The sequence below is a fragment of the Mycobacterium sp. G7A2 genome (genome assembly GCF_041902445.1).
Taxonomy (GTDB): Bacteria; Actinomycetota; Actinomycetes; order Mycobacteriales; family Mycobacteriaceae; genus Mycobacterium.
The window spans coordinates 3,159,527-3,181,843 of the sequence record NZ_CP169251.1 but is presented as its reverse complement, the minus strand read 5'-3'; the positions used below and the strand labels follow the sequence as shown (position 1 = coordinate 3,181,843).

General features: G+C 68.2%; 17 protein-coding genes. 10 read left to right on the top strand and 7 right to left on the bottom strand.

What is annotated here, in order from left to right:
• The first annotated feature begins 123 nt into the window (after positions 1-123).
• Both ACEWX3_RS15160 and ACEWX3_RS15155 read left to right on the top strand, forming a co-directional pair.
• Entirely contained in the window at positions 124-1,047 is a 924-nt protein-coding gene (locus ACEWX3_RS15160) for an EfeM/EfeO family lipoprotein (RefSeq protein ID WP_374156989.1), read from the top strand.
• Complete coding sequence (locus ACEWX3_RS15155) at positions 1,044-2,336, top strand: Dyp-type peroxidase (protein ID WP_207067112.1); 1,293 nt, start codon at positions 1,044-1,046, stop codon at positions 2,334-2,336. The genes ACEWX3_RS15160 and ACEWX3_RS15155 overlap by 4 nt, the downstream gene beginning before the upstream one ends.
• A 24-nt stretch (positions 2,337-2,360) precedes the next feature.
• On the opposite strand, the gene ACEWX3_RS15150 is transcribed toward ACEWX3_RS15155, so the two are convergent.
• Both ACEWX3_RS15150 and ACEWX3_RS15145 read right to left on the bottom strand, forming a co-directional pair.
• Positions 2,361-3,755 (bottom strand): mechanosensitive ion channel domain-containing protein, encoded by a 1,395-nt coding sequence (locus ACEWX3_RS15150; RefSeq protein WP_374156988.1) that lies wholly within the window; start codon positions 3,753-3,755, stop codon positions 2,361-2,363.
• Positions 3,752-5,875: an adenylate/guanylate cyclase domain-containing protein gene (locus ACEWX3_RS15145; RefSeq protein ID WP_374156987.1), complete on the bottom strand. Its 2,124-nt coding sequence runs from the start codon at positions 5,873-5,875 to the stop codon at positions 3,752-3,754. Before ACEWX3_RS15145 ends, ACEWX3_RS15150 begins: the two co-directional genes overlap by 4 nt.
• A 250-nt stretch (positions 5,876-6,125) precedes the next feature.
• On the opposite strand from ACEWX3_RS15145, the gene ACEWX3_RS15140 reads away from it, so the two are divergent.
• Positions 6,126-8,093, top strand: coding sequence for an alkaline phosphatase family protein (locus ACEWX3_RS15140; protein WP_374156986.1), 1,968 nt, complete (start codon positions 6,126-6,128; stop codon positions 8,091-8,093).
• 2 nt (positions 8,094-8,095) lie between these two features.
• Here the strand turns inward: ACEWX3_RS15140 and ACEWX3_RS15135 are convergent, their stop codons facing one another.
• The 4 genes from ACEWX3_RS15135 to ACEWX3_RS15120 all read right to left on the bottom strand — a co-directional run bounded on the left by ACEWX3_RS15135 (position 8,096) and on the right by ACEWX3_RS15120 (position 11,258).
• The gene (locus ACEWX3_RS15135; RefSeq protein WP_207067109.1) at positions 8,096-8,752 is read right to left on the bottom strand and encodes a glycoside hydrolase; all 657 of its coding nucleotides are present in this window, start codon (positions 8,750-8,752) and stop codon (positions 8,096-8,098) included.
• 109 nt (positions 8,753-8,861) lie between these two features.
• Positions 8,862-9,980, bottom strand: coding sequence for a sensor histidine kinase (locus tag ACEWX3_RS15130; RefSeq protein ID WP_374156985.1), 1,119 nt, complete (start codon positions 9,978-9,980; stop codon positions 8,862-8,864).
• A 61-nt stretch (positions 9,981-10,041) separates the two neighbouring features.
• On the bottom strand, positions 10,042-10,371 hold the full coding sequence (locus tag ACEWX3_RS15125) for a cupin domain-containing protein (protein ID WP_207067107.1): 330 nt from the start codon (positions 10,369-10,371) through the stop codon (positions 10,042-10,044).
• Between the two features lie 53 nt (positions 10,372-10,424).
• A complete protein-coding gene (locus tag ACEWX3_RS15120; protein ID WP_221357703.1) occupies positions 10,425-11,258 on the bottom strand; it encodes a hypothetical protein in 834 nt (277 codons plus the stop codon).
• Between the two features lie 237 nt (positions 11,259-11,495).
• Here ACEWX3_RS15120 and ACEWX3_RS15115 point away from each other — a divergent pair, with 237 nt between their 5' ends.
• The 6 genes from ACEWX3_RS15115 (at position 11,496) to katG (ending at position 19,801) form a co-directional block, all read left to right on the top strand.
• Positions 11,496-13,730 (top strand): NADP-dependent isocitrate dehydrogenase, encoded by a 2,235-nt coding sequence (locus ACEWX3_RS15115; RefSeq protein WP_207067105.1) that lies wholly within the window; start codon positions 11,496-11,498, stop codon positions 13,728-13,730.
• 55 nt (positions 13,731-13,785) lie between these two features.
• Positions 13,786-14,193, top strand: coding sequence for a hypothetical protein (locus ACEWX3_RS15110; protein ID WP_374156984.1), 408 nt, complete (start codon positions 13,786-13,788; stop codon positions 14,191-14,193).
• Between the two features lie 153 nt (positions 14,194-14,346).
• Positions 14,347-15,480, top strand: a complete 1,134-nt coding sequence (locus ACEWX3_RS15105) for a hypothetical protein (RefSeq protein ID WP_374156983.1) — start codon at positions 14,347-14,349, stop codon at positions 15,478-15,480.
• 179 nt (positions 15,481-15,659) lie between these two features.
• Complete coding sequence (locus ACEWX3_RS15100; RefSeq protein WP_374156982.1) at positions 15,660-17,030, top strand: acyltransferase; 1,371 nt, start codon at positions 15,660-15,662, stop codon at positions 17,028-17,030.
• A gap of 38 nt (positions 17,031-17,068) precedes the next feature.
• Positions 17,069-17,512, top strand: a complete 444-nt coding sequence (locus ACEWX3_RS15095; RefSeq protein WP_207067101.1) for a Fur family transcriptional regulator — start codon at positions 17,069-17,071, stop codon at positions 17,510-17,512.
• A gap of 24 nt (positions 17,513-17,536) precedes the next feature.
• Positions 17,537-19,801, top strand: coding sequence for a catalase/peroxidase HPI (katG, locus tag ACEWX3_RS15090; protein ID WP_221357695.1), 2,265 nt, complete (start codon positions 17,537-17,539; stop codon positions 19,799-19,801).
• Positions 19,802-19,824: 23 nt separating this feature from the next.
• Here katG and ACEWX3_RS15085 read toward each other — a convergent pair whose 3' ends face one another.
• Complete coding sequence (locus tag ACEWX3_RS15085; protein ID WP_374156981.1) at positions 19,825-20,577, bottom strand: STAS domain-containing protein; 753 nt, start codon at positions 20,575-20,577, stop codon at positions 19,825-19,827.
• A 571-nt stretch (positions 20,578-21,148) separates the two neighbouring features.
• Between ACEWX3_RS15085 and ACEWX3_RS15080 the strand changes: the two genes are divergently transcribed.
• Entirely contained in the window at positions 21,149-22,288 is a 1,140-nt protein-coding gene (locus ACEWX3_RS15080; RefSeq protein ID WP_207067098.1) for a glycosyltransferase, read from the top strand.
• Positions 22,289-22,317: the final 29 nt, after the last annotated feature.

The following is a 22,317-nucleotide window of genomic DNA, read 5'->3' as shown; positions in this document are numbered from 1 at the left end:
CGAACCCTAGCCTAAGCGGACACCGTACCCGAGGGACTAAGGTCCTCTTTACCTAGGTGTGGCTACCCTCATCTCCGCCGGGGCGCTAGCCTGCCTTTCGACCCGAACAAGGAGGTTCCTTTGATGAGACGGCGTACTGCCCTTCCGATCTCGGCGCTGGCACTGGGCCTGGCGTTGGCCGGCTGCTCGAGCTCCGACACCGACACCGCCACGACCGAGACGGAGACCGCGACGCAGACCAGCGCGGAGCCCTCGGCGGCACCGGACCCGCTGGTCGCCCAGGCCGCGGAGGAGTACCAGGCCTACGCCGTCGACCAGAGCGACCAGCTGGTGACCGCCGTCAAGGTGCTGACCGATGCGGTGCGGGCCGGCGACCTGCAGGCCGCCCAGGATGCCTACGCCCCTTCTCGTGAACCGTGGGAGCGCATCGAGCCGCTGGCCGGGCTCGTCGAAGAGATCGACGGGCTCGTCGACGCCCGCGTCGACGACTTCGCCGGCGTCGACGATCCCGCCTTCACCGGCTGGCACCGGCTGGAGTACCTGCTGTTCGAGCAGAACACGACCGACGGCGGCGCACAGTTCGCGGACCAGTTGGACGCGAACATCGCCACCCTCAACGAGCAGATGCCGACACTCGAGGTGGCACCCAGCGACGTCGCCGTGGGGGCAGCGGAGCTGATCGAGGAGGTCTCCGAGGGCAAGATCACCGGCGAGGAGAACCGCTACTCCAAGACCGACCTGTGGGACTTCAACGCCAACCTCGAGGGCTCGCAAGCCGCGATCGAGGACCTGACACCGGCGTTGCAGCAGGCCGATCCGAAGTTGCTGGAGCAGATCAACGCCGGGTTCGCCGACGTCAACGCGACGCTCGAACCGCTGCGTCGCGGCGACGGCTGGGTGCTGTACTGCACCCCGAATGACCAGTACCCCTCGCCGCGCTGCCCCGAGGTGACCGTCGACCAGCAGACCATCGACACCCTCAAGGCCCAGCTGGCCGGGCTGTCGGAGAACGTGTCGGAGGTCGCCGGAGTGCTGAACCTGCAGTGAGCACGCAGTCGCCGCGATCCGGCATCAGCCGCCGTAATTTCGTCACCGGGGCGTTGGGCACCGGTGCGGCGGTCGGTGTCGGCGCGGCGCTGACCGGGTGTTCGGCGGAGGACGGCCCGTCCACCGCCGGCCCGCCGGCGCCGCGATATGTGCCGTTCGAGGGACCTCACCAAGCGGGCATCACCGCCATCCCCGTGCCAATGCAGGGACTGATGGCGGCCTTCACCGTCATCGCCGACAGCCGGGAGAAGCTGGCGGACACGCTCGCCGAGCTCACCGACGAGATCCGGGGCCTGATGTCGGGCCGGCCGCCCGAGCAGCGCGGGCCCGCCTACCCGCCGGTCGACTCGGGCATCCTCGGCGAAGAGCCGCCACCGGACGATCTGTCGGTCGTGGTCAGCGTCGGCGCGTCGCTGTTCGACGGCCGGTTCGGTCTGGCCGACCGGCGCCCCGCCGAGCTGGTGCAGATGCCGTTTCTGGCCAACGACCGGCTCGACCCCAAGTTCTCCCACGGTGACCTGCTGCTCACCATGGAAGCCGGGCACATCGACACCCTGCAGTTCGCACTGCGCCAACTGATGCGGCGCACCAGACGACACCTGGTGCTGCACTGGATGATCGACGGCTACGCCCGCGGCGCAGGCGTCGCCTCACACGCCGCCACCCCCCGAAACCTGTTGGGCTTCAAGGACGGCACCGCGAACCTGGACAGCGATGACCAAGCCCTGATGGACCGCTACGTGTGGGTCGGTTCCGGCGACGCTGAGCCGGACTGGGCAGTGGGCGGGTCCTACCAGGCGGTGCGGATCATCCGCATGTTCGTCGAGTTCTGGGACCGGACCCGGCTGATCGAGCAGGAGCAGATCTTCGGCCGAGAGAAGATCAGCGGCGCGCCGCTGGGGATGTCCGACGAATTCGCCGACCCTGACTACGCCGATGATCCTCGCGGAGAACGGATTCCGCTGAACGCCCACATCCGGTTGGCCAACCCGCGGACACCGGAAACCGAGGACAGTCTGATCCTGCGCCGCGGCTTCTCCTATGCCCGCAGCTTCGACGGTGCGGGCCGCCTCGATCAGGGCCTGGCGTTCGTGTCCTATCAGCGCAGCCTCGAGCGCGGCTTCCTGGCGGTCCAGAATCGGCTCACCGGTGAACCGTTGGAGGAGTACATCATGCCGGTGGGCGGCGGGTTCTTCTTCGCTCTTCCGGGTGTGCAAGGCCCCGACGAATTCCTCGGCCAGGCGTTGGTCGGCGACCCCGGTCACGGCAGACGACACCGCCGGGGCTGACCGGAGTCCGGCTGAGCGCCGGGGCTAATCCGCCGCGGTCACTTTGCGCATGCTGGCCCGGCGCTCTTCGATCACCCGGCCGATCTCCTGCATCAGCAGCGGACGGCGCAGCACCAGCGCCTCCATGCTCTGGCGGTCGATCCACGCCACGGTCAACTCGTCGAGCGCGCGGGCGTCGGCCTTGACCTGCTCTCTGGTCAGAGCGGTCTGACCGAGGAAATCGCCGCGCTCGAGCGTGCGGATGCCCACCACGGCGCCACCTGAGCGGACCTCCAGACGAACCTGCCCGCTGACGACGAACATCATCCGCACCGGGACGGTCCCGCGTTCCTGGACGATCTCACCGACCCCGTAGCGGACCACCCGGATGTGCTCGCGCACCAGCTCCTGATCGGTGCGACTGAGGTGCAGGCTGCGCCCCACCACCTGCAGCGCGTCGTCGAACAGCAGAGGTGAGGGAAAGTCGTCGGTGACGTCGTCGAGCGAGAGTTCCTCGCGCCGTGCGGCGTACCAGGCCCAGCGCAGAAAGGTGGACCGGGCCTCGGCGTCCTCGGCCGGGGTGTGCAGCGGAACGGTGGTGGTGTACTCGCCGGTGGCGCCGATGAGGGTCACCGGGTCGGCCCCGGCGCGCAGCTGGGGTACCCGCTGCGCGAGGCCGGTCAGCATCCGGCACACCGCGTCGGGTGGATCCGCAGCCGAGAACTTCGTCGTGATGTCGATCGAGTGTTCACCGCGCGGCAGGCTGCGGTTGATGAACAGCTCGGTGGCCAGCAGCGAATTGGGCAACACGTAGACACCGTTTCCGGAGTCCAGATGTGTGGCCCGCCAGTTCACTTCGACCACCCGGCCGCCATCGATCCATCGGGTGGCGACCCAGTCGCCGATCTCGAAGGGCTGCTCGAAGAGCACGAGCAGCCCCGAGATGACCTGCCCTACGGAGTTCTGCAGCGTCAGGCCGAGCACGATCGAGCCGATGCCCAGCGCGGTGAACAGACCGCCGACGTTGGCGCCCCAGATGTACGCGAAGATCAGCGCGACACCGACGGTGATCAGGACGAACCGGGCGACGTCGAGGAAGATCGACGGAACCCGCTTGCGCCAACTGCCTTCCGGCGCGCTCTGGAACACCGTCGCGTTGAGGCCGGACAGCAGCAGGACCAGGACGACGAACCCGAGCACGGTGGCCACCACCCGCACGGTGGTGGCATCGGCGCGCACCTCGGTCGCTTTGAGCAGCAACAACAGCAGTGCCCCCAGCGGCAGCACGTAGTTGCGCACCAGGCTCACCGGCCGGGCCAGATAACTGTCGCGCCGCAGCAGCGCGTTGTGCACCTCGGTGAGCACCACCAGCGAGATGGGCAGTGCCACCGCGATCGCGATGGCCCACCAGAACCACGGCGCGGAGAAGATCTCGCTCACCGCTGGTCACCCGAGAGACGCCACAGGCGTTCGACGCGATCGTTGGCGACGACCTCACCGTCGGCGGTGAAGTCGCGGAGATCCCGCATCGCCTCGTACACCGGGCGGGTCACATAGACCCCGGCCGTCGCCGGGCTCTTGTGCGCCTGGTAGGCGAGGTTGACCGCCGAACCCCAGATGTCGTAGACGAGGTTCGACTGTCCGAGCAGACCGCTGGTCACGATGCCGGTGTTGATCCCGGCCCGCAGGCTGAGCCGGTGCCCCGTCTCGCCGTTGAACCGGTCGATGATGTGCTGCATCTCCACGGCGAGGTCGACTGTCCGGCGCGCGCTGTCGAGCCTGGGCACGGTCAGGCCGCAGCTGGCCAGGTATCCGTCGTGCAGCGTGCGCACCCGCTCGACACCCAGATTGTCTGCCGCGGCGTCGAACTGGCGAACCAGCCGGTTCACCACGCCCAGCGATTCCTGCGCGGTCAGCTGTTCGGCGAGATCGTCGAGACCGTCGACGTTGGCGAACAGCACCGTCACATCCTGGTGCTCCTCGGCGATGTTCTCCTCCCCGTCGCGGTAGCGCTCGAGTACCGGTTCGGGCATGAGCGACAACAGCAGCCGGTGGTTCTCGGCGCGTTGTTCGGTGAGCTGTCGCTCCTTGGTCTGCAGATTGCTGCTCATCTGGTTGAACGCGCGGGTGAGGTCGCCGAATTCGTCGCGCGAGGTGACGGGCAGCTCGACATCGAAGTCACCGGCGCCGATCTGCTCGGCCCCGGCCTCCAGCCTGCGGATCGGCCGAACGAACACCCGGGCCAGCAGCAGCGCGGCGATGCAGACCACCAGGACGATCGCGACGGTGGACAGCACCAGGGTGCGGGTGAACGTGGCGACGGGAGCGAACGCCTCGGCGACGTCGATCTTGGCGACGAGCACCCAGTTCAATCCCGCGGTCTGCACCGGTGAGTACGCCTGCAGCGTCCGGCGACCCTCATAGTCCTCGGTGATCAGCGTTCCGGTCGCCCCCTGCAGGGCCTGTCCGACCGCGTCGGTGTCCACGGGCTGCACGAGAATGGTGCTGCCCTGGCGGATCGCCTCGTCGGCCACTTCCACGGGCGTGCCGGCGGCCACCACGTCGTTGCGGTAGGCGTCGGGGTCCTCCAGGAACAGCCGTGACTCCGAGCGCATCAGCAGATCGGGCCCGACCAGGATCGTCTCACCGGTTTTGCCGAGCCCGGCACCCTGCCAGTCGCCGTTGAACGTGAGACCGCGGTTGAGGTTGTCCACCGGCAGCGCGAGCGCCATCACGCCCTGCACGTTGCCGGCCGGACCGATCGGCGACACCATCCAGGCGGTGGGCGTCCCCGACGGTTGGTAGGTGTCGAAGTCCCGGACCACGACCTCGTCGAGCGAGTTGGAGTTCATCGCCTCCTTGAACGCCTCGGCGAGGTTGCTGCCGCGGTAGGGCCCGTACTGGATGTTGGTTCCCAGGTCGATGCCCTTGCCGACGCTGTAAACGACGTTGCCACGGGCATCGATCAACAGAGCGTCGGCGGAGTGCTGCCGCTTGATCACCTGGCGGAAGAACTCGTTGTACTGGGCGTTCGCCGCCGACCAGGCACTGCCGTCCCCGGGATCGTCGATCTCGATGCGGTCCTCGGGGGTGTCGGCGGCCAGCGTGTAGGTGGTCTGCAGGTAGCGCTGCGAGTTGCCGCGGGGCAGCAGTGCCTGGACCCGGGCCTGAGCGGCGTCGCGGTCGGCGTCGGCGTCGGTCTCGCCGTAGTTGCGCTGGTAGAACTCGACGAGGGCCTGCTGCCGGTCGGGCGGCACCTCGGCGTCACGGAGCTCGTCGTATCCGGCGGTGAACGCGGCGATCGCCTGCTCGGCGGTGCTGCCGCGGGTGTAGACGACCATCGAGCTGGTCAGGTCCCGCATCGCTTTTTCCAGCATGCGGGCCTGGGCGCTGCGAATGAGGGTGAGCTGTTCGAACACCGATTCACGCAGCGATTCGCGGCCGGACTGAAAGCCGATCGCGCCCACCACGGCCACCGACAGCACGCTGGTCAGCAGCAGCATCAGCAGCAGCTTGGACTGGATGCTGATGCGCGAGAAACGCCGTGGGGTGTCCGGCACACTTGCCCTTCCGTCGCTGGCGAAACTCCGGTGCTACACCTGTCGGAACGGCAGCGTCGCGGTCTGCTTCCGCAAGCGGCGCGGGCCAGCCTACCCTGCGGGGTGTTCGCTCGGGCCGGGCTGGTGGCGGTCGACTGTTTTCAGCCAAGTCGCCGATTCATGGCCTCCAGGACAGGTGTTCCGCGTATTTTTACGCCCGCGGCAACTTTGCCGCAGCGGTGTCAGTCAGGCGGCCCCGAGGAGATGTCCCATGAACCATGCCAAGTACATCGGTCGGGTGGGAGGGCTCGCGGTCGCACTGGGCGTCGGGCTCGCCGTGGCCAGCGCGCCGGGGATCGCCGCGGCCGAGACCGCAGATTCGTCGAGGAGTTCCTCGACCACGAGTCAGGCCGGCGACTCGGGAGGTTCGGCGTCGTCGGGGGCCGCCGGCGCCGCGTCGTCGGACCGCACGGACGATACGACGACACAGCAGGAGGAGTCAGCCGCCTCGGATGACGGGGGACAGGGTCTCGGCGCCGACGAGGATTCGGACGCGGACTCCGATCTCGGGGACGACCTCGCCGACGACCTCGGGGACGACCTTGCAGACGACCTCGACGAAGCCGGCGATGGCGCAACCGACGTCGGCGAGGGCACCGATCTCGATGATGCGCAGGTCACCGACGCCGGCGCGGACCTGGACGAGGCCGCGACCGACGACGCGGTGGTCGCGTCCGGGTACGCCACCGAAGCGCCGGCCTCGGCGCCCGTCCAGGCCGCTGATGTCGCGATCGAACAGCCCGCACCGCAGCCGGTTCCCGACGCTCCCGCACCTGCGGTCCTGCCGATGGCGTTGGCGACGCTGGCCGGTGCCCGGGAGGAGTCCGAGCGCGCCGCACTGCGCAGCAGCGCCGTCGCTCCGCCGGAGATCGAGTTGCTGGCCGATGCCTCGCCCAATGTCCTGCTCATCGGCGTCGACGGCACGAACTTGAGCAGAGTGCTCGCCGATCTCGCGAACACCAACTTCTTCGGCCTGATCCAGGACGGCACCACTGCGCCGGCGAGCATCGCCGGACACACCACCATCTCCAACCCGTCGTGGACGTCCATCCTCACCGGGGCGTGGGGCGAGAAGACGGGCGTCATCAACAACGTGTTCACCCCGTGGACCTATGACGACTGGCCCACGGTGTTCACCCAACTCGAAGCGTTCAACTCGGCAATCCAGACCACGTCGATCGCCAACTGGAACGTCATCTCCGCCATCGCGGACGCGGGCGCCACGCCGGCCGACAAGGTCATCGACATCAAGCAGGTCGAGGGCGACACCGACTGGTTGCTGACCGACGACGCGGTCGGCGACGCCACCGAACTGGCGATCATGGGCGCCGACCCGATGGTCCCCAACTTCGTCTTCAGCTACTTCGTCGGCGTCGACGAGAACGGCCACATGTACGGCGGCGCCTCGCCGCAGTACGCCGCCGCGATCCGCAACGTCGACCGCAATCTCGGTGAGATCCTGCAGGCGGTCGACGCGTGGGAGGCCCTCACCGGCGAACAGTGGACCATCCTGGTCGTCACCGACCACGGCCACCAGCCGCAGCAGGGCTTCGGCCACGGGTTCCAGTCACCCGACGAGACGTCGACCTTCGTCATCGCCGAGAACCCGAACCTGTTCGCGGCCGGCGCGATCAACCTCAAGTACCAGATCGTCGACGTCACCCCGACCGTCATGACGCTGTTCGGCGGCACCCCGTCCACCGACTCCGACGGCGTGTCGCTCACCACGCTCGGCGACAGCGATGTCTTCCCCGTCAACGACGACGAAGCACTGCGCGGCGCGCTTCAGGACGCCATCGACATGTACGGCTACCCCGACATCGCCACGAACATCGCGCTGGGGGTGCGCACCGTCGCCGCCACCGTGCCCTACATCGTGTACGGGCTCACCGAGAGCCTCACCGCGGGCCTGCAGCAGATCGTCGATCAGGACATCTTCCTGATCAGTCCGCTTGCGGCGCTGGCGATCGTGCCGGTCCGGCTGATCGGCAACCTCACCTACGTGGTGACCAACGTCGTCGCGCAGATCGTGGCCAGACTGACCGGGGTGACCGGTGCGAGCATCTTCCCACTGTGGCCGCCGGCCCCGCCGTCGGTCGAATCTCCGCTGGACGCCGCGCAGCTGTGCGACGGGGACAACGCGGCGGCGCTGCCCGCCTGCGGTCAGATCGCCGTCTAGGGCTAGGACTGCATCGAAGCGATGTAGTAGGTCTCGTCACCGTCGGGATAACCGCCCCCGATGGTGGCAATGTGGATGTGGTCGAAGTGGTTGAGCGTCTCGTTGCCGTAGTCGGCGGTCCAGCTCGGCGCACCGATGCCCGGATAGAAGCCCTGCCGCCAGATCACGTGCAGCACCCCCCAGCGTTCCGCATTGGCGAGTGCGTACCCGGCGATCTGGTTGCCGAGCTCGATGCCCTCGTCACTGTGGTAGTTCGGGATCATCACGTCGATCGCCAGCCCGTTGGGATGCCACTTCAACGGATCCTGGCGATAGCCGCCGATGGTGGTGATCTCCGGGAACAGGGCACTGATCGCCCGGGCGGCCCAGATGGTGTTGACCTGCAGGCCACCCTCCGGCGCGACGCCGGCGGGCAGGGCAAGGTCGAAGACGCGGCCGTCGACCGGGGCGCTGGCGGCCAGCAACTCCGCCTCGGAGAGCCGGACCCGCTCCGGTGCGGCACTCGGTTCCGCGCCCTGGGCGCTCGGTGGTGGCGACGGCTCGGGGGCGCAGCACGGCGGCGCGGCGTTCTGGGCGTAGATCATGCCGCCCGAGACGACCAGAGACACCACGACCGCGAGCCATCGGCCCCGGCCCTTGGCAAACACGTCCCTGCGCACGATCAGCACCTTAGTGGCGCGACCCCGCCATGCGGCCAGGTTTGCCGGCAATTGCGCCTGGCGCGTCGGTCGGCCGTTGGCCCGCACCGGGCCGCTGCAGGTCGCCGGCTCAGACGGATTCGCCGACCGGAAGGGTGACCGTGATTGTCGTGCCCTGCCCGGGTCCGGCGCTGGCGGCACTGATGTCGCCGCCGTGGGCCTCGGTCAGCGCCTTGGCTATCGCCAGACCGATGCCCGCACCGCCACCGACCCGGTTGCGCGACGGATCGGCCCGATAGAACCGCTCGAACAGGTGCGGCAGGTGCTGCGGTGCGACGCCTTCGCCGTCGTCGACCACCCGTACGATCACCTGCCGGCCCACGCGATCCGCGCTCAGCTGCACCGCGCCACCAGCGGGAGTGTGGCGCAAGGCGTTGTCGAGGAGGTTGGCCAGAACCTGCGCCAGACGCTGCGGGTCCGCCCAGACCGGTGGAACATCTCCACCGACGGCCACAGTCAGCGCGACCCCCTTGTCGTCGAATCGTTCGGCGACCGCAGCCGCGCAGCGCTCCAGCAGCGCAGCGACCGCCACACGGCAGAACGACACGTTCGCGGTGTTCTCCTCGGCCTGAGCCAGCGCCGCCACGTCCTCGGAGAAACGCACCAGCCTGCGGGTCTGGTCCCGGAGCACCTCGGCCGTCTCGGGCGTCAACATGCGCACGCCGTCCTCCAGCGCTTCGATGTAGGCGTCGAGCACCGACACCGGCGTGCGGATCTCGTGGGCCAGGTCCCCGAACAGACGTCGCCGGGTGGCCTCCACCGACTCCAGCCGTGTCGCCATCTGGTTGAAAGCGCGGGCGAGGCTGTCGAACTCCTCACCCAACTCTTGCGGTGCGACCCTGATCTCGTAGCGGCCGTCGGCGACCGCGGTGGCCGCCGACGCGACTTCGCCAACCGATCGCTGCAGGCGCCGGCCGGCGTAGCCGCTCACCGCCAGCGCGGCCAGCGCCGAGACCGCGACCGCGCCTCCGATCGACAGGGCCGTCGCGTACCGGTACGCCTCCTCGGCGTGCAGTTCCTCGAGCGAATCAGCCGGAACGCCGGCCCGGTGCAGGTGCTCGCGGAACAGCGGAGGGCCGACGATCGCGGCCACCACCCACACCGCGGCCGCCGCGACCAGCAGCACGAGGGCCTGGGCCGCCAACAGCCGTACGCCGATCCCGGCCCGCCGCCACCGAGATCGCATCATGACCGCCGCCCCGCGCTGTCCATGGCACCATCGTCCCCCCAGCTGCGGAAGAACTTCGGCGCTACGGGAGTTTGGCCACCGTCAGCAGTAACGCGGAGTCGGCGAGCGCGACCAGCGAGTGCCGGGCATCGGGAACCTTCAACAGGTCGCCCGCGCGCGCGTCCCACTGCTCGTCACCCGAGGACATCCGGACCGATCCTTTGATCACGTACACGGTTGCCTCGCCGGGATTCTCGTGTTCACCCATCTCCGCGCCGGCAACCATCCCGATGACGGTCTGGCGCAGGACCTTCTCGTGACCGCCGACCACGGTGTCGGCGGCGTTGCGGTTGTTGGCGGTCGCGAGCTGCAACTGCTGGCGGGCCAAAGCTTCGATCGACACCTTCTGCATGTCTGCCATTCGATGCCCGGCAGCACCCGCTCGTCAACCCGGCAGGGCGCCGCTCAGAACGGTGCGACCCGCGCAGCACTGACCACCGCGCCGTGGCCGGTGGCGTCATGGGTGAATCGCAGCTCCGAGGCGTTGGCGACGATGGTCCACCCCAAGGCGCGGTAGGTTCGCTCGGCCAACGGAGTCGGGGCCGCGGCGCCGAGATTGCCGTCCACCCACGAACCGGTGCCGTCGGTGTTCACCCGCACCCCGTGGTAAGGACCGCTGCCGTCAGCGTGCTGTTGCCAATTGCGAGCGGCCGTCTGGCATCCCACGAACGTGGTCTCGACGATGCACTGCGGGTCACCCGCCGCGGTGGTCACCACGACGTAACCGAACTGGTTGGGCGGAATCGTCGTCACCTCGGCAGACGGCACGGCACCGGGCAGCTGCTCGGTTGAACGGGCCAACGCCGGCGACCGGTAGGACGCCACCGTGAAGCCGAATCCGGACAGTGGGGCCAGGTCCTCGGCCTCGCCGTCGGGTGTCCAGATCGCCAGCGGACGGTCGTCGAGCGTCGTCGTCGCGACCTGAGGGGACGGCGCCCACGACAGCATCGCGTCCATCGCGGGCACCGAGTCGAAATGGTCGAAGTTGACCACCCCGTCGCCGTCGTGGGGGACGCAGGTACTGCCGTCGACGATGTGGCGGGTGCCCGAGTCGGTTTCGGTCCCGTCGCGGCACACCGCGTCCTGCCACTGCTCGACGGTGCCCGATACCGGCGGCGTCCCGGCCGCGTTTGCCGTGCCATCGGCTGTCTGCGGCGCCGAGCAGCCCGCCACCGCGACGAGCACCCCCAGCGCCGCCGCGACGCTGCGAACACAGTCTTTGCTCCCGGCCCATGTCATGGCCGTGAATGTAGCGGCGGGACGTGCGCCGGCCGGCTCGACGCGCCGGGCCGAAGCCCGACCGTGACCGAGCACCGCAGGTCTGGCCCGCCCTGTCGTCGCCGCAGTTGGGTAGGCTCCGCCTGAAGGGTGCGGTGCCGCGATACTGACTGCCGGATACCGACGACCAGCCGATGGTCACCGGCCCCGACGCGAGCCGCCACGAACTGACCGAAACCGATGCCGGGAGAACACCACATGAGCGCCGAGCAGCCGACCATCATCTACACGCTGACCGACGAGGCGCCTCTGCTGGCGACCTACGCCTTCCTGCCCGTGGTCCGCACCTTCGCAGACGCAGCCGGCATCTCCGTCAGCTCCAGTGACATCTCCGTGGCCGCGCGCATCCTGGCCGAATTCCCCGACTATCTGACCGAGGAACAGCGGGTGCCCGACAACCTCGGGGAGTTGGGCAAGCTGACCCAGCTGCCCGAGACCAACATCATCAAGCTGCCCAACATCAGCGCCTCGGTTCCGCAGCTGCTGGCCGCGATCAAGGAGCTTCGCGAGAAGGGCTACAACCTGCCCGACTACCCGGGCGAGCCGAAGTCCGACGAGGAGAAGGAGATCAAGGCGCGCTACTCCAAGGTGCTCGGTAGCGCGGTCAATCCGATACTGCGCGAAGGCAACTCGGACCGTCGCGCACCCCAGGCGGTCAAGGCGTATGCGCGTAAACACCCGCACAGCATGGGGGAGTGGTCGCAGGCCTCCCGCACCCACGTCGCCACCATGAAGCACGGCGACTTCTACCACGGCGAGAAGTCGATGACGATCGACAAGGCCCGCACCGTGAAGATGGTCCTCAAGACCGACAGCGGCGAGACCGTCCTCAAGCCCGAGGTGGCCCTCGACGAGGGCGACATCATCGACAGCATGTTCATGAGCAAGAAAGCTCTGTGCGAGTTCTTCGAAGAGCAGATCGAAGACGCCTACAAGACCGGCGTCATGTTCTCGTTGCATGTCAAGGCGACCATGATGAAGGTCAGCCATCCGATCGTGTTCGGCCACGCGGTCAAGGTGTTCTACAAGGACGCGTTCGCCAAGCACCAGCAGGTCCTCGACGAGCTCGGCGTGAACGTCAACAACGGCATGTCGGATCTGTACTCCAAGATCGAGTCGCTGCCCGCCTCGCAGCGCGAGGAGATCATCCGCGACATCCACGCCGTGCACGAGCACCGGCCCGAGCTCGCGATGGTGGACTCGGCGCGCGGCATCACCAACTTCCACTCGCCGAGCGATGTCATCGTCGACGCCTCGATGCCGGCGATGATCCGCGCCGGCGGGAAGATGTACGGCGCCGACGGCAAGCTCAAGGACACCAAGGCCGTCAATCCGGAGTCGACGTTCTCGCGGATCTACCAGGAGATGGTCAACTTCTGTAAGACGCACGGCCAGTTCGACCCGACGACGATGGGCACCGTGCCCAACGTCGGTCTCATGGCCCAGCGCGCCGAGGAGTACGGCAGCCACGACAAGACCTTCGAGATCCCGGAGGACGGCGTGGCCGACATCGTCGACGTCGAGACCGGCGAGGTGCTGCTGAGCCACAACGTCGAGGCCGGCGACATCTGGCGGATGCCCATCGTCAAGGACCCGGCGATCCGCGACTGGGTCAAGCTTGCCGTCACGCGGGCGCGGGCGTCGGGCATGACCGCGGTGTTCTGGCTCGACACCGAGCGCCCGCACGAGGCCGAGCTGCGCAAGAAGGTCAAGGCCTACCTCAAAGACCACGACACCGAGGGACTCGAGATCCAGATCATGCCGCAGGTGTGGGCCATGCGGTACACGCTGGAGCGGGTCATCCGCGGCCAGGACACCATCGCCGTGACCGGCAACATCCTGCGCGACTACCTCACCGACCTGTTCCCCATCCTGGAGCTGGGTACCAGCGCCAAGATGCTCTCGATCGTTCCGCTGATGGCCGGCGGCGGAATGTACGAGACCGGCGCCGGCGGCTCGGCGCCCAAGCATGTTCACCAGCTGATCGAGGAGAACCATCTGCGCTGGGATTCACTGGGTGAATTCCTGGCGTTGGGGGCCAGCTTCGAGGACATGGGCCGCAAGTCGGACAACAAGAAGGCGACCCTGCTGGGCAAGACCATGGACGCCGCGATCGGCAGACTCCTCGACAACAACAAGGGCCCGTCGCGGAAAGCCGGTGAGCTCGACAACCGGGGCAGCCAGTTCTATCTGGCCATGTACTGGGCGCAGGAGCTGGCCGAGCAGACCGAAGACCCCGAACTCGCCGAGCACTTCGCCTCCCTGGCCAAGTCCCTGGCCGAGAACGAGGACAAGATCATCGCGGAGTTCAACGACGTGCAGGGCAGCCCCGCCGACATCGGCGGCTACTACTACCCGCAGGACGAGAAGCTCATGACCGTCATGCGGCCCAGCACAACCTTCAACGAGGCGCTCGAAGCGGCCAAGAGCTGAGGCGAGCCGCACGCTTCACCGGCGGCCGGGCGGCCGGTTGCCCTACCATGCGGGCATGAGACGCCCCGGCGCGACGGTTCTGATCGCCGCGATGCTTCCGCTGGGCGGCGTGGTCACCGCCGGCTTCGCCGCCGCCGAACCGCCCCCGCCGTGCGCGTTCACCCTGTCGGCGCCGCAGGTGGTGCACCACGACGGGGTCGACGCCGTGGCGGCGACGGTGGCGCCCGCCGACTGCGGTCCACCCGCCGCGCCCCATATGAGCGTGGCCTGTGTCCAACCGGCAGACGCCGGCGCGCCGATGCAGTGTGCGCAGGGCAGGGGTGCCCAGCCGGCTCAGGTGTACTTCACGCCACTCGTCCCGGGAGTCACCTACACCGCCACCGGCCGCGGTTGTGGTAGCTGGATCGGCACCGATCCGGCTCCGCTATGTCAGCAACTCGGTCCGCTGACTGCGGCATTCTGAGAACAGCGCACACCGCTAGCTACCCTCTCTAATTCGCCGAAATGGTTAATTAAGGATTCGCTCACGCGGCTGATCTCAATCGAGTAACGTGCGTAACATCGGACCCAGGCACGCCGATACAAAGCTAACACCGGCAGTTGTCGAGGGGTAACTATGCGCGTGGTATTGGGTCTGTCACTGACAGCGACAAGTGCAGTCTGGGCGCTGGTCGACACCAAGGACGGTGCGATCCTGGCTGACGAAGTCGTCGCTCTCGATTCGGTAAACGAGATAGCCAGAGCGACGGCCCGCAGCGTGCAGGCATTCGCCCTGCAAAGCGACCGCGACATCGACGGCATCCGCATGACATGGACCGACGACGGACGCGATCACGGCATCCGGCTGCGCTCCAAGCTGCGACTGTTCGGTTTCGACACCATCGAGCACGTCACGGAGGAGGAGGCTCGGGAAGGCCGCAACCAGACGGCCCGCCACATCGCTCCCCACCTGACCCTGGCCTACGGGGCCGCTCGCGCGCATCCCGCCGACGAGGCGCACCACCTGCTGCGGCGGCTGACCTCCCGCGTGCCCGTCGCCCGCGCCACCATCGCCCGGGTGCCGATGCGCATCACCATGGCGGCGAGCATCGCCGCAGTGTGTGCCGTCGCGGCGCTCGGGGTCTTCGCGACCATGGGCGGTTCTCCGTCGCAGCCGGTCGAGACCGCGAACGCCGAGCCGGCGCCGGCAGCAGCGCCCCCGGCAGCGCTCACCCCGCCGGCCCGGACCGACCCAGCGCCGGCGGCGGCGCCCGCGCCTGCCCGCCAGCCCGCGGCACCGGCGCCCCAGGCGCCGGTGGTGGACATCCCGGCGCCCGCATCGGCGCAGATCGTCGCCGAACCGCAGCCTGCCTCGGCTCCCCAGGTCGTCGCCGACCCGCAGCCCGCGTCGGCTCCCGAGGTGATCGCTCAACCGCGGCCCGCCTCGGCGCCGCAGGTCGACACCGACACCCAGCCCGCCTCGGCCGCGCAGGTCACTTCCTCGCAGCCGGCGACCACCCCGCACCACATGATGGTGTCGCAGCCCGCTTCCGGGCCCGACACCCCCGACGCTCCCGCCGTCGTCACGGATCCGACCGGTGCGGGCACGCTGCCCGCGGAGGCGGCCCCGGTTGCCGTGCGCGTGGGCCAACCGCACCTGACCGACAGTGCGCCGCTGGCGGGGCCGTCCCCGGCCCAGGCGGTGAAGAATCCGGCCACCGCGCCGGCTCCGCCTCAGAACCCTCTCGACATCCTGTCGGCGCTGCCCTGATTCAGGGCCGCTGATGGCACCGGCGCCGGAGACCCTGGCACTGGCACTGGCGCCAATGCCGCCACGCTGAGAGTGCCGCCACTGCTCTCGATGCCGTCACTGCTCTCGATGCCGCCATTGCTCTCGATGCCGTAGTACTACTCAGTCGCGGAGCGTCGCGGGCGGGCATGCTTGAGGTCATGGCGCACCCCGTCCGCCCGACCGACTCCACGCCCGACGTGATTCCCCCGGGCCGAGACCGAGCAATCGACGTCGCCCGTCTCGCGGCGCTCGTCGTCGTGATGTTCGGGCACTGTGCGTTGCTACTGGCGACCATCGACACCCGCGGAGTGCGTATCGGCAACACCCTCGGGGCGCTGCCCGCGCTGACGCCGGTGACGTGGGTCCTGCAGGTGATGCCGCTGTTCTTCCTGGCCGGCGGTGCGGCCGGCGCCTACGGTTATCACGCCGGAACATCCTGGGGGAGTTGGCTGTTCACGCGTGCGCAACGCTTGTGTCGACCGGTGTTCTGGTATCTGGCCGCGTGGTCTGCCATTCTGCTGCTGGTTCGGGCCGTCCTGGGGGAGGCGTCCGAGGCGCGCCTTGGCGGCGAAAGCGTGGCGCTGCTGTGGTTCCTCGGGGTCTACCTGCTCGCCCTCGCGTTCGTGCCGGCACTGACCCGGTTGACCACCTCCTGGGCGCTGACCGGGCTGCTCGTTTCGCTGCTGGTGGTGATCGCTGCCCTCGATGCGGTCCGTTTCGCGGTGGACTCCCCGATGGTGGCCGTGGCCAACTTCGTGCTGGTGTGGCTCATCCCGGTGGTGTTCGGTGTCGGGTACGCGCATCGTCTCCTCGGGGTTCGGACTGCGGGCGTGGTGGCCGTCGTCGCGTTCACGGCTCAAGTCGGCCTCGTCGCCCTCGGGCCCTACGAGGTGTCGCTGGTGGTCACCGGAGCCGACCGGGTGTCCAACGTGTCGCCGCCGACGCTGGTCCTGGCCCTGCAGTGCGTGTGGATGTCGAGCGCGTTCGTGGTCGTGGCGAGGTCGATCCAGCGGTGGGCGCAGCGCCGCCGGGTCTGGCGTGTCGTGGCCCGGGGCAACGCCGGGGCGATGACCCTGTACCTGTGGCACATCCCGGCCATCGCGGTGGCCGCCGTCGGACTGCACCTGGTGGGGCTGGACGCCTATGACGTCCACGAGCCAGGCTTCTGGGGCCGATTGGCGTTGCGCGCGTTGGTGTTCGCCGCGGTGATGCTGGCGCTGTTCTGGTTGCTCGCCCCGCTGGAACACCGGCCGCTGCCATGGTGGGACGCGCCGGTGCGGGCGGTCGGTGCACGCGCCGGCGTCGCCGGCCTGTCCGTCTGCGCCGCCGGTATCGCACTGGTGCTGATGGCGAAATCGGGACTCGGGGAGGCGCCCGGCTGGTGCGCGCTCGCCGGCTTCGTGGCCACCGCCGCACTGGGCCGGATCGCCGCCGGCCGACCGACGACACCGCGACCCGGGCGCAACTATCCAAAAAACGAACGAAATCGGTTGTCCATCAAGCAATCCGGTGGGCAATCCGGCCGATAATCTTGATCCCATCCAGTTTTCACGACAGTATCGAGTGGATGGGTCACGATCCGGACTACGCCGAGGTTCTCAAGGGCGCCTCGCTGCGTGTCACCCGCCCACGGATGGCAGTGCTGCACGCCGTGGAGCACCATCCGCACGCGGACACCGAGCTCATCATCCGGGCCGCGCGGGAACGACAACCCGACGTGTCCCGCCAGACCGTGTACGACGCGCTCAGTGCGCTGACGACTGCCGGGCTGGTGCGCCGTATCCAGCCGGCCAACTCGCTGGCCCGCTACGAATCCCGGGTCGGCGACAACCACCACCACGTCGTGTGCCGCAGTTGCGGCACGATTCGCGATGTGGACTGTGCCGTCGGCGACGCACCGTGTCTGACGGCATCCGACGAGCAGGGCTTCGACGTCGACGAGGCCGAAGTCATCTACTGGGGGCTGTGCCCCGACTGCTCTGCGCAGCACACTTCCCGATCACACCCGTGATCACAGCTCGACCACCGCAGGAAGATGGAAGGTAAACACACTGTGTCATCATCTGATACCTCCGACGCCAAGCCGCCGTTCCCCGAGGAAGCGACGCACAGCAGCGGCAGCGAGAGCGAGAACCCGGCCATCCGTTCCCCGGAGCCCAAGGCACACCGACCTCTGACCAACCAGGACTGGTGGCCGGAGCAGATCGACGTCACCAAGCTGCACGCCCACTCCAGCAAGGGCAACCCGCTGGGCGAGGATTTCGATTACGCCGGCGAGTTCGCCAAGCTCGATCCGGAGGCGCTCAAAGCCGACGTGATGTCGGTGATCACCACGTCGCAGGACTGGTGGCCGGCCGACTATGGCAGCTATGCCGGCCTGTTCATCCGGATGAGCTGGCACGCCGCGGGTACCTACCGCATCTATGACGGCCGCGGCGGCGGCGGCCAGGGTATGCAGCGTTTCGCGCCGCTGAACAGCTGGCCGGACAACGCCAACCTGGACAAGGCGCGTCGGCTGCTGTGGCCGGTGAAGAAGAAGTACGGCAACAAGATCTCGTGGTCGGACCTGTTGGTGTTCGCCGGCAACGTCTCACTGGAGTCCGCGGGCTTCCAGACCTTCGGGTTCGGCTTCGGCCGGCCCGACTTCTGGGAACCCGAGGAAGTCATCTTCGGCGAGGAAGAGGAATGGCTCGGCACCGACAAGCGCTACGAGGGCTCAGCCCAGGGTGCCCGCGAGCTCGAGGAGCGCTACGGCGCCACCACCATGGGCTTGATCTACGTCAACCCCGAAGGTCCCGAAGGCGAGCCGGATCCGTTGAAAGCCGCTCACGACATCCGCGTCACGTTCGGCCGGATGGCGATGAACGACGAGGAGACCGCTGCGCTGATCGTCGGCGGGCACACGCTGGGTAAGACGCACGGGGCCGGCGACGGCGACCTGGTCGGACCCGAACCCGAGGGCGCCCCGATCGAGCAGCAGGGACTCGGCTGGAAGTGCGCGTTCGCCTCCGGCAAGGCCGCCGACACCATCACCAGCGGCCTGGAGGTCGTGTGGACCCCCACTCCGACCAAATGGAGCAACTCCTACCTGGAACTGCTCTACGGCTACGAGTGGGAGCTGACCAAAAGTCCCGGTGGCGCATGGCAGTTCGAGGCCAAGGACGCCGAGGCGATCATTCCCGGTCCGTTCGGCGGCCCGCCGCGCAAGCCCACCATGCTCGTCACCGACGTGTCGATGCGCGTCGACCCGATCTACGGCGAGATCACCCGCCGGTGGCTCGACCACCCCGAGGAACTCAACGAGGCCTTCGCCAAGGCCTGGTACAAGCTGCTGCACCGTGACATGGGGCCGGTGTCGCGGTACCTCGGACCGTGGATCCCCGAACCACAGCTGTGGCAGGACCCGGTGCCTGCGGTGGAGGGCGAGCTGATCGGTGAGTCCGAGATCGCGTCGCTGAAGGCCACGGTGCTCGACGCCGGGCTGTCCGTGCCGCAATTGGTCAAGACGGCGTGGGCGTCAGCGGCCAGCTTCCGCAGCACCGACAAGCGTGGCGGCGCGAACGGCGCACGGCTGCGCCTGGAGCCGCAACGCCACTGGGAGGTCAACGAGCCGGCCGAGCTCGACAAGGTGTTGCCGGTGCTGGAGAAGATCCAGCAGGACTTCAACGGCTCGAGTGCGAAGAAGGTGTCGCTGGCCGACCTCATCGTGCTGGCCGGTTCGGCTGCGGTCGAAAAAGCCGCGAAGGACGCCGGTTTCGAGATCGACGTGCACTTCGCGCCCGGTCGCACGGACGCGACACAGGAGACCACGGATGTCGATTCGTTCGCGGTGCTCGAGCCGCGCGCCGACGGCTTCCGCAACTACGTGCGCCCGGGGGAGAAGGCCCAGCTCGAGGAGTTGCTGCTGGACCGCGCCTACATGCTCGACGTGACCTCCCCGGAACTCACCGTCCTGATCGGCGGCATGCGGGCTCTGGGTGCCAACCACGGCGGGACGAAGCACGGCGTGTTCACCGACAAGCCCGGCGTGCTCACCAACGACTTCTTCGTCAACCTGCTCGACATGGGCACCGAGTGGAAGGTCTCCGAGACGACGGAGAACGTCTACGACGGTGTCGACCGCGCTACGGGGACCAAGAAGTGGACCGCGACCGTCAACGACCTGGTCTTCGGTTCGCACTCCATCCTGCGGGCGCTGGCCGAGGTGTACGCCCAGGACGACAACCAGGGCAAGTTCGTCGAGGACTTCGTCGCCGCCTGGGTGAAGGTGATGAACAACGACCGGTTCGACCTGCGTTGACCTGGCTGCCCGGGGGCCGGCTGCTACAGCCGGTTCTCGGGCACCAGCACCGCCCACACCACCTTGCCGGCGGGTACGGGGATTACGCCCCAGGCCCGGCTCAGCTCGGCGACGATGGCCAGCCCGGAAATCGCACAAGCAGAGTCGGCCGTGTCCTCCCGGCGGGCCGGAAGGTGCGGGCTGCTGTCGTGGACCGCAACGGTGAGCCGCCCGTCCATCGTCTCCAGCCGAAGAGTGGGACAGCTGAGGGTGTGGTCGATGACGTTCTCGACGAAGATGGTGGCCACCGTGCTGGCCGTGAGAATCATTTCCCGGCAATCCCACTGCGTGAGCCACTCGTCTACCAGTTCGCGGGAACGCCGCAGAGTGCTCCGATTCCTGGCCACCTCACAGTGGGCGCGGCGGCGGAACCCGACGCCGTCCTCGACTGACCGTGCGGCGGACTGCGCGGTTGCGTGCACCGGCACGTAGCGTGCCGCACCACTGCGGGTGATCGCGTCTCGCCCGTCCTGATGTGCGCACACCAAGACAACGGGAACATCGGGCCACGTGCTCACATGCCAACGTGCGCTGCTGAACGCCGCCCACGCCGATTCCGACGGCACCGACAACGCGGTGACGTCGACGAGGACTGCCCGCGGTTCCTCCAGCGCCGCCTTGATCACGCTGTCCCGGACCTCATGGTAGGTACGTTCGTCCAGCATCCCGGCCATGGTCATCAGCGCGCCGACCGGCGCAGTCACCGCCGCGATGCCGATGTCGCCGTGCTCAACCATCGTCCAAGCGGCATTCGGTTTCGACGAGCCGCTCACGTCGCGCGGTCAACGCTGTGTCGGATTCACCGACCAGCACGCAGTAGCCGTGCCGCCGAGTGGGCGACGTCGCCGACTCGACCAGTTCAACTGCCAGCCCGAATTTTTCGTACAGCCGCCGCCGGACCGGGTGCCCGCCAGTCCGTAGGCGGTGGGAGATGTCGCCATCGATTCCACGAAAGCGAAATCCTCGGGCAAACGTCAGGCGCCGACACATAGAGCCGCCACGCCGACTGCAGAGCTGTCGGTCGTCATGGCCCCGGCGGCCGGGGTGTCCGCATCATTGCCCATGAAGCTCGGACTACCCGATGTGGGGGCCGGTAACCGGCACATCGGAACAAAGCCCGCTCGTCGGTCCGCAATGCGAACAGATTCGGACATGAGACGAAGCATTGTCGCGGGATTGTTTCGCGAACAACTTTTTCGGCCCTCCAGAGGGATAGGAACCGTCCCGCGACCGGGGCGGCCGCCAATGCCGATCCGAAGGGCTTTCATGCGACTGGCGATAGTAGGCGCAACACCGGACAACGCGAGAGTGGCGGGAGGCAACGACGGCTGCTATGACATCGCGAGCCTGGCAAACGCTCTGGCAGGCAGGGGGCACGACGTCACGCTCTACACCGCCTCGCCGACAACTCCGGAATCCCCCGGCGACTACCAGGTGGTCACGCTGCCGGCTGAATCCGGCTTCGACGGGCCGCCCGAGGCGTTGATGCCGCTGATCGGTGATCTCGGACGTCAGTTGGTCGACGAATGGTCGCATCGCCCTCCGGACGTGGTGCACTGCCACGGCTGGGCATACGGGATGGCGAGCCAGCTGGCGGCCAACCGACGTCCTGTGCCCACGGTGCAGTCCTTTCACGGACTGGGCACCCTGATGCGTCTGCCCAGGGATGAGGCCGGCACGTTGGAAACCCGGATCAAACTGCAGACGCTGCTGGCCAAGAACGCCACCGCGGTCGCTGCCGCGTGCACCGACGACCTCTTCGAGCTGGTTCGGTTCGGATGCCCGCGCACCAAGATCTCGGTGGTGCCGACCGGCATCTCCGTCGACGAGAACAGCGTCGGTTTGGCGCACGCATCTCGCGGACAGGACGATCACGAGGTCGTCGCCGTCGCGAGCGGACCCGCACGCCCGGATCGGCTGACCGAAGTGGTGAGGGCCGTCGCGGTGCTTCCACACACTCGGTTACGCATCGTCGACGACGGTGGCGAAGACCAACGCGACATCCACCGGATTCTCGCCCTGGCGGAGAAACTGGGCCTCGGTGACCGTTGCCGGGTCGCGTCTGTGGACAACGACGGTGACCTCGATGCGGTACTGCAGTCGGCGGATGTGGTCGTGTGCCCTGCCTCCTACGACGCCTATGGCACCGTCGCGCTGCAGGCGATGGCCAGCGGCACCGCGGTCGTCGCCGCGGCAACCGGCGGTATGCGCGACGCGGTCATTCCCGACGTCACCGGAGTTCTGGTACCACCGGCCAATGTGGACGCGCTGCGTCGGGCGTTGAAGTCGATCCTCGGCCAGCCGGTACTGCGGGAGGGCATGGGGCTGGCCGGACGTTCCCGTGCGCGGTCCCGGTACAGCTGGGATCGCATCGCCGTCGATGCCGAGGTGACCTATCACGACGCTGCCACACGTCCCAGCGGTGTCGCTCGCCGCGCGATGGCGTGAGACGGCCGAGCCAGTCACCCGCGACCTCG